Source organism: Citrobacter sp. T1.2D-1 (assembly GCF_950098555.1).
Classification (GTDB): Bacteria; Pseudomonadota; Gammaproteobacteria; order Enterobacterales; family Enterobacteriaceae; genus Citrobacter_A; species Citrobacter_A telavivensis.
Genome location: NZ_CATNHH010000056.1, coordinates 160034 through 173081 on the forward strand (window position 1 = coordinate 160034; position 13048 = coordinate 173081).

Below are 13048 nucleotides of genomic sequence, written 5' to 3' on the forward strand. Positions count from 1 at the left end.
AACGTCAGGTGGGCATTTTTACAAAAACTTAACGATGAAGGGGGGAGTCGCCTCCCCCCGAAAATCAGGCATTTTCAAGCGTTGAATGAGCCTGCAAACTCTGAATGCTCAGCGTTAAGGCTGTCAGGCAGGTATTGAGTTTTTCTGCATTGACGGCAATAAAAGTCGGACAGTCGTGGTGTCCGCTCATCAGGCACACCGCCGCAGCGGCGAGTGCACCTTCGGCATGGTGCAATGCATCCCACTCTTCTTGATCGAGATGCAGATTCAAGCGCAACGATTTATCGTGCAGCTCGCGGTTCAGTTCGAAAAAGTTCTCACGTAGATGATCATTCTCGCTGACTGACATGTATCCTTTCGCCATCCTTAGCTGCAGATACGCAGCGAGGTCGATCCTGGCGTTGATGAGCTTATTCAGCAGATCGGTTCTCAGTCTGTCAACGAACATACTTCGTTCCTCCTCTTCCAGCCATGGTGCAACTTAATAGTATGGCTATTTTTTGTACAAAAGGATGCCTGGGATCAACAATTCACTCAGAATTAACATTATTTACATACTAGTTATAAGCCGATGCAGCTTTCCCCTCACCGATCGGGTGAGATAGCAATACAATTTTTGTGCGGAACTCTGTAGAATCCCTGCCCTGAACATTCCAATAACTGAACAATTTTTAAGCTATGAGCAAAGTAACCCACCAGCCGAAAATCGGCTTCGTTTCCCTCGGCTGTCCGAAAAACCTCGTCGATTCGGAACGAATCCTGACTGAACTGCGTACCGAAGGCTACGATGTTGTCCCGAGCTACGACGACGCCGATATGGTGATCGTCAACACCTGCGGCTTTATCGACAGCGCAGTGCAGGAATCACTGGAAGCCATTGGCGAAGCGCTGAATGAAAACGGTAAGGTGATCGTCACCGGCTGTCTGGGTGCGAAAGAAGATCAGATCCGTGAAGTCCATCCGAAAGTGCTGGAAATCACGGGTCCGCATAGCTATGAACAGGTTCTGGAACACGTCCACCACTACGTGCCGAAACCGAAGCACAATCCGTTCCTGAGCCTGGTGCCTGAGCAAGGCGTGAAGCTGACTCCACGCCATTATGCCTACCTGAAAATTTCTGAAGGTTGCAACCATCGCTGCACCTTCTGCATCATTCCCTCGATGCGTGGCGATCTGGTCAGCCGTCCGATTGGCGATGTGCTGAGCGAAGCAAAACGTCTGGTCGATGCGGGCGTCAAAGAGATCCTTGTAATTTCACAGGATACCTCCGCCTACGGCGTAGACGTGAAGCACCGCACCGGGTTCTATAACGGTGAGCCGGTGAAAACCAGTATGGTCAGCCTGTGCGAACAACTGTCAAAACTGGGCATCTGGACGCGTCTGCACTATGTCTACCCGTATCCGCATGTCGACGATGTCATCCCGCTGATGGCGGAAGGCAAGATCCTGCCATACCTGGATATCCCACTTCAGCACGCCAGCCCGCGCATTCTCAAACTGATGAAGCGCCCTGGCTCGGTCGACCGTCAACTGGCACGCATTAAACAATGGCGCGAAATCTGTCCGGAACTGACCCTGCGCTCGACGTTTATTGTCGGTTTCCCGGGGGAAACGGAAGACGATTTCCAGATGCTGCTCGACTTCCTGAAAGAAGCGCGTCTTGACCGCGTAGGCTGCTTCAAATACAGCCCGGTAGACGGCGCAGGTGCCAATGAACTGCCGGATCAGGTACCGGAAGAGGTTAAAGAAGCGCGCTGGAACCGTTTTATGCAACTGCAGCAGCAGATCTCCGCTGAACGCCTGCAGGAGAAAGTGGGTCGCGAAATTCTGGTGATCGTCGATGAAGTCGACGAAGAAGGCGCGATTGGCCGCAGTATGGCCGACGCACCGGAAATTGACGGCGCAGTCTATCTGAACGGTGAAACCAACGTGAAACCGGGCGACGTGATCCGCGTGAAAGTGGAAAACGCCGACGAGTACGATCTGTGGGGCACGCGCGTTTAATGTTTTAACGCCCTGTACTTCAGCCCTCTTCATACAGAAGAGGGCTATTGCAAGGCGCCCTTATCGTCCGAGCGCTTTTTCCATCTTCGCCACCAGCGCATTATCAATTTTAAAATAACACACGGTGACAGCCAGTAACGCATGCAACACGCCAGGAATCACCGTCGAGAGCAACGTGATACCCGTCAGCGAAGCTGTCGTTTGATTTTCCATTCCTGAGCGATAAGAAACCGCCATCAGTGTCAGGCTAATAATTACGCCTGCTATTGCCCATGCCAGCTTGACAAAAAAAAGATTGAACGCGAAATTCATCCCCGAGGAACGTCGCCCCGATTTCCATTCGCCGTAGGTATCAGCGAAAGTCACAAGCGTAAAATGCATCGGCAAAATAAATCCCAGAACCATGCAGCAGATAAACACCAGTATCAGCCACAGCGTGGCGGCATTCCCTGGAACAAACCAGACGATAAAATGCGCGACTGCCAGCACCACGTTGACCCAAAAATAGATGCGGCGAATTTCAAAATGCCGCGTCAAATATTGAACCAGTACCGACCCAATAATCCCACCAAGCGTTGCCATACCAAAAAATAATGAGGTGTAAGTTGCATCCCCATGCAACACATAAGTGATGAAATACATTGCCGCACCGCCTTTAGTATTGAAGATGCTGATAATCAGCAACGACATGACAAAAGTCAGCAAGAGCTGTTCGTTATGACGAATGCTTTTTAAACTCTCCTTAAGGTTGAAGGTGTGACGAGTGCGCGTGGCGCTCCGCTCTTTTACGCCGTAAAAGCAGACTAAAAACATCAGAATCGCCAGCAAGGCTAATACGCCAACGCCCCACTGATATCCCTGAGCCTGATCCCCGCGACCAAAGTATTTCACCATCACCGGCAAGCCCACAGAGACCGCAAATCCAGCGACACCACATAATGCAAAGCGCCAGGATTGACACGAGACAAGCTCCACCGGATTTGAGGTGATTTTTGTGACCAGCGCGCAATAAGGAACATTATTGAGCGAATAGAGCACAGACAATGCAAAATAGGTCGCTATGGCGTAAACCACTTTCCAGTGATAAGCCAAATCAGGGACGCTGAAGGTCAAAAACGCAATAAGTCCAAGCGGCACTGCCGTCCAGAGAATAAAAGGGCGAAACTGTCCCATTTTTGTGGATGTCCGGTCTGCGGCAATACCAATAAGCGGATCGGAAATCGCGTCAATGACTCTCAGGACCAGAAACAGCGTCCCGACAATGGCGGGCGTTAAACCAAAAATATCGGTGTAGAAAAAGGTCAAAAAATTGGAGATCAATCCAGTGACAATCGTTCCCCCCGCATCGCCGAGTCCATAGCTGACTTTTTCCGCGATCGAGAGTTTTTCCGGGACAACGAGTCCCTCAGCTTGTTCTGTATTATCTGAGAGTTCACTCATTTTCCTCTCTCCATGCAGTCAGTAATGCCAGGATATCGGCTCCTTCACGAACAAACAGCGGCAGCACATCGATAGGTGCTTCCACACTGACTTCTTGCCCCCCTTCATAACGCGCGCCTGAATTGGCATCTATCCATATCGTGTCGCCCGGCAACCAGACAAGGCGACGGGTCTCTCCTGCGTGAACCACCGGGGCCACCAGCAGTTCTTCGCCAAACAGATACTGATCTGTCACTTCCCAGGCGTTGGCATCCTGCGGATAGTGATAAAACAATGGGCGCATGAGCGGTTCGCCTGTTTCATGCGCCTGCGCCATCAATTTGCGCAGCCATGGGCGTAAACGTTCCCGAAGAGACGCATAACGGCGGAGAATGGCAAAGGTGGCGTCGCCAAAACTCCAGAGCTCGTTCCCTGCCCCCGTATTACACTGGGCAATGCCATCGCGATGTGCGCTCTCAGGCTCTGTTATCGGGTCACGATGCCCGTGCATACGTAAAACGGGACTAAATACCGCCCACTGGAACCAACGAATCAACAACTCGTGGAACGCAGGATCGTCAACATCACCACCGTGAAAACCCCCGATATCTGTTGTCCACCAGGGAATCCCCGCCATCCCCATACTTAATCCCGCGCAAATCTGGTTACGCATGGACTCAAAAGAAGAGTGAATATCCCCTGACCACACCAACGCGCCATAGCGCTGACTGCCAGCCCAGGCACAGCGCACCAGATTAACAGGGGTTTCCAGCCCCGTATCACGCAGCCCTTCATAGAACGCTTGCGTATAATGCAGCGGATAAATATTGCCAGTTTCTACTGTATTGCCAATGTGATAGCGGTAGTTATCAAAGTCATATACCCCGAATTCAGGTTCAGCTTCATCAAGCCAGAAGAGGTCGATGCCTTGATCAAAATAGTTCTTCTTGCAAACCTGCCAGACGAATTTTCTCGCGTCGGGGTTTGTGGGATCGAAAAAGCGTGTGTTGCCCAAAAAATCGAAATTGATATTGAGCCCTTTGCGCGTATTGACTAAAAAACCCTGCTCGTTCATGTGCGCATAGTTTTCGCTTTTTACGTCAACGGTTGGCCAGATGGAGACCATGAGTTTCGTCCCCATCGCGTTTAACTCCGCAGTCATCGCGGCGGGGTCTGGCCATTCTCGCGCATCAAAACGCCAGTCTCCCTGCACTGGCCAGTGGAAAAAATCAGCAACGATTACCGCCAGCGGAATTCCTGCATCACGATACTGGCGCGCCACCGACAGCAGTTCGTCCTGAGTACGGTAACGCAATTTCGATTGCCATAAACCCAGTGCAAATTCCGGCATAAGTGGAGGGGTTCCGGTCACTGCCGCATACTGGCGAACAATCTCCGCCGGGGTATCTCCTGCGGTGATCCAGTAATCAATTCGCCTTGCGGCTTTCGCGCTCCAGCGTGTTTCATTGCGAGCAAAAACTACCTCACCCACTGCCGGGTTGTTCCATAAAAAACCGTACCCCAGGCTCGATACCATAAACGGTACACTGGCCTGTGAATTGCGCTGCGCCAACTCCAGTGCGCAACCTTTTAAATTAATAAACGGCTGCTGGTACTGCCCCATTCCGCCTATTTTTTCTTGTGGTCTGGATTCGAAACGCACGTTAATTTCCACGGCGTTTCCGGCAAGCGGTTTACATTCCCTTCCCGATATTTTTAAGGCGCTTATTTTCTTTTTTTGCTGTTGCCCGACATTCCAGAATTGTTCGCCATTATCCCGTTGTCGCCATAATTCCTCGAGCAGGCAATCATGATGTTGATTATAAAAAGTAATACGACCTTGCAAATCAACCGTCGCGCTCATTTTGCCGTTGATGATGGTCAGTGCGCTCTCTTCTTGTATAAATTTGACATCGCAATCAGGTGCAGGAAGCAGCGCCCATAAGGGTGGCGTGCTGGTATCTGGCTGGATCCCAGACAATATGCGCAGGCTGTTCTCTCCCCACGCCATGATTTTAAGATACTGCCCGTTCCACGCCCAACATAGCGTATTCTCTTTTATTTGTAAGGTATTCATTAAGCCCTCGGATAAATTTTTACAGGATTTAACATTGATTCCGGAAACGTTTCCGATCCTGTTTAAAATCTTTTCTTCTGTCAATGGGCAACACTCACCAGGAGCCAAAATGAAATGAATAATGTGATCGAAGATTTAATTTTGACGGCTTTTTAATTCAGCGCGTTATATTTATGAGAAGATTATCTCAATTGGCTAATGTGAGCAGAATAAGATATATATACAGTCATGTTTTCCATGTCGTATAAAGGGAACAAATGAATATCAAAGAGTTGGCGAAAAAACTGGATCTTTCCATTGCCACCGTTTCCAGGGCGTTAAACAGCCACCCGGAAGTGAGTGCAGCCACACAAAAACGCGTACGCGACGCGGCGACCCTGTATGGTTATTCTCCCAATGCCGCCGGGCGAAACTTACGTAAAGGGAAAGCGAATACGGTGGCTTTGCTTTTGCCTCCTGGTGACAGAGACAACTTTTACACGGCTCCATTTTTCATGCGTGTGGCGGCCAGTTTACAGCGAGAATTACGCACGCAAGATATCGATACCATTTTGCACCTCGCCCTTGACGAAGCCGATGAGAAATTGTGGTTGCGCAAGATCATTGAGCAGCGTAAAGCCGATGCCGTGATCCTGACCAATACGACCCTCAATGACTCCCGCATCGACTATCTTAATCAACAGCAGTTTCCATTTGCCACTCTGGGACGCAGTAATGCGCTTAACGGCAATTTCAACTGGGTGGATCTGGATTTTGCCACCGTGGCGGAAACCGCTGTCGAGCAGGGATATCAGGCTGGCTATGCTCGCCATGCATTAGTTACGCTGGGAAATGACAGCATGCAGGGACAGATATTCACCGAGACATGGCGCAATGCCCTATCTGCTCGCGGACTGCCCGTTAATGAATCGTGGGTCTATTATGGTGATATCAGTGAAGCAGCGGGTTTTGACGCGTTACGCTATTTCCATTCGCTTGCTGTACCACCCGAATACGTCATTTTCTTGAGCGATCTCCAGATGCTGGGCGCTACGTTCTGTGCACAGGAGTCAGGCTGTCACTATCCGTTTTTTGCCGGTGTATTCAGCAGCGATATCTCCTCATTTCTCCCCCAGAAACCGACGGGCTTCGAGATCCCCTATACGCAACTGGGTGAGAATCTGGCTAAAGCGACCTTAAATGCCATGCAAAACAACCCGAATGCGGTGCAGTCATTACCTGCGCTCACGCTGGTTAATCAGCGTGAGCATAAAATGGCTTAGCCCTTAATCTTCGGATCCAGCGCGTCGCGCAGGCCATCGCCGAGCAGATTAAATGCCAGTACCGTCAGAAAGATGGCCACTGCCGGGAACAGCGCCACGTGCGGTGCTATTACCATATCTGCCCGCGCTTCATTTAGCATCGCGCCCCACTCCGGCGTCGGCGGTTGTGCGCCCAGCCCCAGAAATGACAGGCTTGCCGCTGAGATTATCGAGGTGCCAATGCGCATGGTAAAAAAGACCACAATCGACGAGACGGTTCCTGGCAGGATATGGCTGAAAATAATCGTCGCATCGCTGGCACCAATGCTGCGCGCCGATTCGATAAACGTCTGCTGCTTCAGTACCAGCGTATTACCGCGTACCAGACGGGCGAACGCCGGGATGGAGAAAATCGCCACCGCGATAATCACGTTTGCGATGCCGCTACCCAGCACCGCCACCACGGCAATCGCCAGCAGGATCCCTGGAAACGCAAACAGCACGTCGCAGATACGCATGATTACCCGGTCCCACCAGCCTTCATAGTAGCCCGCCAGCAGTCCCAGTACGGTGCCAATGGCCGCGCCAATCAATACCGCAAACACGCCTGCCGCCAGCGAGATTTGCGCGCCAACCAGCACGCGGCTGAAGATGTCTCTGCCCAACGAATCCACGCCGAACCAGTGCATCATCGACGGTCCGTCATTCAGCCTGTCGTAATCGAAATAGTTTTCTGCATCGAAGGGCGTCAGCCAACGAGCGAAGACTGCCACCAGGATAAGCAACAGCACAAACAGACCTGCAATCAGCGCCACATGCTGACGACGAAAACGTCGCCAGAATTCGTGCCACGGCGTGCGCACCCGTTCGGGTTTCACCATCGGCATGGCATTTAAAATCGCCTGACGGCGCCAGTTAAGTAATCGCATCCTTACTTGTACCTGATAGCCGGGTTAATGGCGGCATACAGCACATCCACCACTAAGTTGATAAGAATAAATTCCAGTGAGAACAGGAGGACTTCCGCCTGAATCACCGGATAATCACGCATCTCCACGGAGTCCACCAGCAGTCGTCCGAGACCAGGCCAGTTGAAGACCTTTTCGACCACGATAGAACCGCCGAGCAAAAAGCCGAACTGTAACCCCATCATGGTGACGACAGGGATCATCGCATTGCGCAGTCCGTGTTTGAGCACCACCCATGTTTCACTGACCCCTTTCGCCCGGGCGGTGCGCATATAGTCTTCATTAAGCACATCGACAAACGAGGCGCGGGTAAAGCGCGCCATCACCGAGGCCACCGCCGCACCGAGAGTGACAGATGGCAGAATATAGTGCTGCCAGCTATCGGCCCCGACGGTCGGCAACCAGCCTAACTCCACGGAGAACACCTGCATCAACAACATCCCCAGCGCGAACGCCGGAAAGGAGATCCCGGTAACGGCCAGCGTCATGCTGAGGCGATCCGGCCAGCGATTACGCCATACCGCCGCGACAATCCCCGCCGCCATACCGAACAGAACGGCCCAGATCATACTGGTCAACGTCAGCCACAGCGTAGGCATAAACCGGCTGGCGATCTCCTCCGAGACAGGTCGGCGAGAAACCATCGAGAGTCCAAAATCGCCCTGCAACACATTCGTCATGTAATGCCAGAACTGGACGTGCAGCGGCCGGTCGAGACCGAGCTGCTGACGAACCAGTTCAATCACCTGCGCGTCGGCTTCCGGCCCGGCAATCAGCCGCGCCGGGTCACCCGGCAACAGGTGGACAAATAAAAACACCAGCACCGCAACAATGAACAGGGTCGGAATCAACCCCAGCAGGCGCTTGATAATATAGTTAAGCATCAGGTTTCCGCTGTGGCTTATTTCAAATCTGCATCATCAAAGCTGAACCCCGTATCTGGCATGATCCAGAAACCGGTCAGTTTGTTACTGTGCGCCGAGACCAGTTTTTCCACCACCAGCGGGATCCACGGCGACTCTTTCCAGACGATATCCTGCGCCGCTTTGTACAGCCGCGCTTTCTCTTGCGGATCGGTTGTTTTCAGCGCATCGGCAAGGTCGGTATCAACCTGCGGATTGCTGTAAAACGCGGTGTTAAACAGCGTTGGCGGCCAGTTTTGCGAAGCAAACAGCGGCGACAGCGCCCAGTCCGCTTCACCGGTCGAGGCCGACCAGCCGGTGTAGAACATTCTCACACCGCTCTCTTTCTGTCCTTTCCCTTCAACTTCAGACGCGCGCTGACCGGCATCCATCGCCGTCACCTGCACTTTAACCCCCACCTGCGCCAGCTGCTGCTGGGTAAACTGCAACACTTTCTGGGCGGTACTGTGATTGTGCGATGACCACAGCGTAGTGCTAAAACCGTTCGGGTAACCCGCTTCTTTCAGCAGTTCACGTGCTTTTGCCGGATCGTAAGGCCAGGCCGTGAAGCTTTGCGCATACGCAATCGACGGCGGCACCACGCCGGTCGCCGGGGTCGCGTATCCCGCAAACGCCACTTTCACCAGCGCCTGGCGGTTGATAGCGTAGTTTAACGCCTCGCGGACTTTCGGATTGTCGAACGGCTTTTGCGTCACGTTCATACTGATGTAACGCTGCATAATCGACGGACTGGCGACCAGTTGCAGATTTTTGTTTTTCTCTAACAGCGCCGCCTGCTCGTAGGGGATCGGGAAGGCAAACTGTGCTTCTCCGGTTTGCAGCATCGCCGCACGGGTGTTGTTATCGGTGACCGGGCGCCAGGTGATGCTATCCAGCTTCGGCAATCCCGACTGCCAGTAACCGGCAAATTTCTTCACCTTCACAAAATCGGTTTGATTCCAGGTATCCAGCACGTAAGGACCGGTGCCTACCGGGTGGAAGCCAATCTCTTTCCCGTATTTCTCCAGCGCGGCCGGTGAGATCATCGCTGTCGCCGGGTGCGCCAGGATATTAATAAACGCGGAGAACGGCTGCTTCAGGGTGATTTTTACCGTTGCGGGATCGACGGCCTCTGTTTTGGCGATGTTCTTATACAGGTTATAACGCTTGAGGCTGTTGGCGGGATCGCTGGCACGGTCGAGGTTAATTTTCACCGCCCCGGCGTTAAAGTCGGTACCGTCCTGGAATTTTACCCCCTGACGCAGTTTGAGGGTATACACCAGACCGTCGTCAGAGACGGTGTAACTCTCCGCCAGCACGTTCTTCAGCTTCATCTCTTTATCCAGACCAAACAGTCCCTGATAAAACGACTTCGCGACCTGCTGCGATAACGTGTCATTCGCATCATACGGATCGAGCGTGGTGAAGTTGGACCCCACCGCCACTACCACATCTTTCGCGGCAAACGCCGGGGACGCAGCCAGCGCGGTCGTCGCGCCTAATGCCAGCAGCCAATGTCGGGCGAGCAATTTTGTCATCTTTTTTCTCCTGAACCCTGCCTGAATGTTATAAGCGCGATAGCGCATTTTCTCGTTGTGGACGCGCGACATAATGTCCGGGCCCGACTAACTGCAATGAAACAGGTGCTGGCGCTTCACCGCGCCGGTAAATGTTGCTCGGCAGCTCATCCGACAGCAGCACCCGCTGCGGTCGGGGATGTCCGGGGTCGGCAACCGGAACCGCCGCCATGAGCTTACGGGTATACGGATGCTGCGGATCCTCAAACAGCGCGGCGCGCGGACCAATCTCCACAATCTGCCCCATGTGCATCACCGCAACGCGGTGGCTGATCCGCTCAACAACGGCCATGTCATGCGAGATGAACAGCCAGGCGATCCCCAGTTCCCGCTGCAAATCGAGCAACAGGTTGATGATTTGTCCGCGAATCGACACATCCAGCGCGGAGACCGATTCATCGGCAATAATGACTTTAGGATTGAGCGCCAGCGCGCGGGCAATGCAGATCCGCTGACGCTGCCCGCCGGAAAACTCATGCGGGTAGCGCCACGCATGTTCAGGTTGCAGCCCGACGCGCTCCAGCAACCACGCCACGCGATCGGCCGCCGCCTTACCCTGCAATAAACCGTGGACGCGCAGCGGCTCCATGATGGAATACCCCACGGTTTGCCGTGGGTCGAGCGAGGCGTAAGGATCCTGAAAAATAAACTGAATATCGCGGCGCAAAGGCTGTAATTGACTGTCGGACAGCGTATCGATTCGCTGACCGTTAAAAATAATCTCGCCGGACTGCGATTCCACCAGGCGCAGTAGCGCACGTCCGGTCGTCGATTTGCCGCAGCCCGATTCGCCGACCAGCGACAGCGTCTCACCGGGCCAGAGATCAAAGCTGACATTTTCCACCGCGTGTACTTCGCGGGTCACTCGATTAAGAACGCCGCTGCGTAACGGAAAACGGGTGACCAGGTTGCGAACCTGCAAAATGGGCTCTCCCTCAACCACCGTATTTTGATCGACGGGTCGCTCCTGCTTTTCCGGCGCACTCAGGGAGATAACCGGGAAGCGGCGCGGATAAGGCAGACCTTTCATCGCCCCGAGTTGTGGTACCGCCGCTAATAACGACTGCGTGTAGGGATGCTGCGGCGAGCGGAAAATCTGTTCCACACTGCCGGTCTCCACGCCCTCCCCCTGGTACATTACCAGCACACGGTCGGCGACATCCGCCACCACGCCCATGTCGTGAGTAATGAAAATCACCCCCATCGACATCTCTTGTTGCAGAACTTTGATCAGTTGCAGGATCTGCGCCTGAATCGTGACGTCCAGCGCGGTTGTCGGTTCATCGGCAATCAGCACCGCCGGACGACAGGAGAGCGCCATCGCAATCATCACCCGCTGGCGCATACCGCCGGAAAGCTGATGGGGGTAGCGCGAAAGAATTGCTTTCGCCTCTGGAATGCGAACCTGATCGAGCATCCGCTTGGCCTCCGCCATCGCCGCTTCACGCCCCGCCCCTTGATGCAGGCGGATGGACTCGGCAATTTGCTCTCCTACGGTAAACACCGGGTTGAGCGACGTCATTGGCTCCTGGAAGATCATGGCGATATCGGCACCCCGCACCCGCTGAAGCTGCGACGTGCTCTGTTCGCCCAGTTCAATCACCTCACGGTTACGGCGGCGCAGCAGCATCTGCTCACACTGAACCTCACCACCAGACTGTTCAATCAGTCGCATCAGCGACAGCGCGGTGACCGATTTTCCCGAACCGGACTCACCGACAATCGCCAGCGTCTCGCCGCGCCTGAGACGAAACGACAGGTTCCGCACCGCCTCAGTACGCTGCTGGTCCTGTTGAAAGGCAATATTCAGATTGCTGACAGCCAGCACGTCGCTGACGTCAAGCGCATCACTGTGTGGCAACGGTGTCCCCTTTTTCCCGGTAGATCCCGGTCGTTGGTGTATCCCCGGCATAACCCCAGGCGCGATACATTCCTTCGCAATTAAACGGCAAGGCCACATTTCCCTCATGATCGATGGCGATAAGCCCGCCACTCCCACCCAGCGCCGGTAATTTCTCCATTACCACCCGCTCGCAGGCCTCCGATAAGCTCAGACCACCGTAGTCCATCAACGCGGCAATGTCATAGGCGGCCAGCGCGCGGATGAACACTTCACCCGTACCGGTGCAGGAAACCGCCACGCTGGCATTATTGGCATAACAACCCGCGCCCACGAGCGGACTGTCGCCGACGCGCCCCGGTAGTTTGTTGGTCATGCCTCCTGTCGATGTCGCCGCCGCCAGATTGCCGTGGACATCCAGCGCCACCGCGCCCACGGTGCCCATTTTTTTGCCTTCATCGAGCGGTGCGCCGCTGTGATCCAGCACGGTTTCGCCGCTCGAACGCGCGGCCAGCAGTTGTTCATAACGTTCAGGCGTTGAAAAGAGATCCGCAGAGACAAGTTCCATCCCCTGCCTGGCCGCAAATTTTTCTGCCCCCGCACCAATCATCATGACATGCGGGCTGTGCTCCATCACCAGTCGGGCAGCGAGAATCGGGTTACGCAAATGGCTGACTCCCGCCACTGCCCCGGCTTTCAGGGTATTGCCATCCATGACGCAGGCATCCAGTTCATGGGTCTCGTCACGGGTATACACCGCGCCGATCCCGGCATTAAACAGCGGGCACTCTTCAAGCAGTCGCACGGCTTCGGTGACCACGTCCAGCGCGCTTTCTCCCGCTTCCAGCATCTTTTGCCCGGCGTCGACAATGTCGGAAAGCGCCTGGATATAGCGTAATTCCTGCTCCTGGCTCATCTGCGCGCGGGTAATCGCCCCGGCGCCGCCGTGAATTGCAATAACTGCTTTGCCCATGTTTGTCGTCCGTCTTCTACAAATATCAGAATTTTGTAGACTTATTG

The 13048-nt window shown here is 53.9% G+C and carries 10 protein-coding genes; 2 read left to right on the plus strand and 8 right to left on the minus strand.

Translation table 11 applies throughout. The features are described from left to right. Positions 1-64: 64 nt before the first annotated feature. Positions 65-448, minus strand: a complete 384-nt coding sequence (gene bssR / locus QQZ17_RS21930; protein WP_152405320.1) for a biofilm formation regulator BssR — start codon at positions 446-448, stop codon at positions 65-67. A 230-nt stretch (positions 449-678) separates the two neighbouring features. Between bssR and rimO the strand changes: the two genes are divergently transcribed. Then, positions 679-2004, plus strand: coding sequence for a 30S ribosomal protein S12 methylthiotransferase RimO (gene rimO, locus QQZ17_RS21935; RefSeq protein WP_046477768.1), 1326 nt, complete (start codon positions 679-681; stop codon positions 2002-2004). Positions 2005-2064: 60 nt separating this feature from the next. On the opposite strand, the gene QQZ17_RS21940 is transcribed toward rimO, so the two are convergent. After that, the gene (locus tag QQZ17_RS21940; RefSeq protein WP_152405321.1) at positions 2065-3444 is read right to left on the minus strand and encodes an MFS transporter; all 1380 of its coding nucleotides are present in this window, start codon (positions 3442-3444) and stop codon (positions 2065-2067) included. Then, a complete protein-coding gene (locus QQZ17_RS21945; RefSeq protein ID WP_152405322.1) occupies positions 3437-5500 on the minus strand; it encodes a glycoside hydrolase family 31 protein in 2064 nt (687 codons plus the stop codon). Before QQZ17_RS21945 ends, QQZ17_RS21940 begins: the two co-directional genes overlap by 8 nt. 257 nt (positions 5501-5757) lie before the next feature. On the opposite strand from QQZ17_RS21945, the gene QQZ17_RS21950 reads away from it, so the two are divergent. Then, positions 5758-6762, plus strand: coding sequence for a LacI family DNA-binding transcriptional regulator (locus QQZ17_RS21950; protein ID WP_152405323.1), 1005 nt, complete (start codon positions 5758-5760; stop codon positions 6760-6762). Here the strand turns inward: QQZ17_RS21950 and gsiD are convergent. From gsiD to iaaA, 5 genes are read right to left on the minus strand one after another with little or no spacing between them, the layout of a single operon-like run. After that, the gene (gene gsiD, locus QQZ17_RS21955) at positions 6759-7670 is read right to left on the minus strand and encodes a glutathione ABC transporter permease GsiD (RefSeq protein ID WP_152405324.1); all 912 of its coding nucleotides are present in this window, start codon (positions 7668-7670) and stop codon (positions 6759-6761) included. The genes QQZ17_RS21950 and gsiD overlap by 4 nt on opposite strands. Before the next feature lie 2 nt (positions 7671-7672). Then, positions 7673-8593, minus strand: coding sequence for a glutathione ABC transporter permease GsiC (gene gsiC, locus QQZ17_RS21960; protein WP_152405325.1), 921 nt, complete (start codon positions 8591-8593; stop codon positions 7673-7675). A 17-nt stretch (positions 8594-8610) separates the two neighbouring features. Next, positions 8611-10149 carry a glutathione ABC transporter substrate-binding protein GsiB gene (gene gsiB, locus QQZ17_RS21965; protein WP_152405326.1) on the minus strand — a complete coding sequence of 513 codons (1539 nt, stop codon included), beginning with the start codon at positions 10147-10149 and terminating at the stop codon, positions 8611-8613. 28 nt (positions 10150-10177) lie between these two features. After that, complete coding sequence (gsiA, locus tag QQZ17_RS21970) at positions 10178-12049, minus strand: glutathione ABC transporter ATP-binding protein GsiA (RefSeq protein ID WP_152405327.1); 1872 nt, start codon at positions 12047-12049, stop codon at positions 10178-10180. Further along, the gene (gene iaaA, locus QQZ17_RS21975) at positions 12036-13001 is read right to left on the minus strand and encodes a beta-aspartyl-peptidase (protein WP_152405328.1); all 966 of its coding nucleotides are present in this window, start codon (positions 12999-13001) and stop codon (positions 12036-12038) included. Before iaaA ends, gsiA begins: the two co-directional genes overlap by 14 nt. Between the last annotated feature and the right edge of the window lie 47 nt (positions 13002-13048).

Coding starts and splice junctions, on each gene's coding strand:
- gsiC (WP_152405325.1), bottom strand. CDS start 8,593: ATGCTTAACTATATTATCAAGCGCCTGCTGGGGTTGATTCCGACCCTG.
- QQZ17_RS21940 (WP_152405321.1), bottom strand. CDS start 3,444: ATGAGTGAACTCTCAGATAATACAGAACAAGCTGAGGGACTCGTTGTC.
- bssR (WP_152405320.1), bottom strand. CDS start 448: ATGTTCGTTGACAGACTGAGAACCGATCTGCTGAATAAGCTCATCAAC.
- gsiD (WP_152405324.1), bottom strand. CDS start 7,670: ATGCGATTACTTAACTGGCGCCGTCAGGCGATTTTAAATGCCATGCCG.
- QQZ17_RS21950 (WP_152405323.1), top strand. CDS start 5,758: ATGAATATCAAAGAGTTGGCGAAAAAACTGGATCTTTCCATTGCCACC.
- gsiB (WP_152405326.1), bottom strand. CDS start 10,149: ATGACAAAATTGCTCGCCCGACATTGGCTGCTGGCATTAGGCGCGACG.
- QQZ17_RS21945 (WP_152405322.1), bottom strand. CDS start 5,500: ATGAATACCTTACAAATAAAAGAGAATACGCTATGTTGGGCGTGGAAC.
- rimO (WP_046477768.1), top strand. CDS start 679: ATGAGCAAAGTAACCCACCAGCCGAAAATCGGCTTCGTTTCCCTCGGC.
- iaaA (WP_152405328.1), bottom strand. CDS start 13,001: ATGGGCAAAGCAGTTATTGCAATTCACGGCGGCGCCGGGGCGATTACC.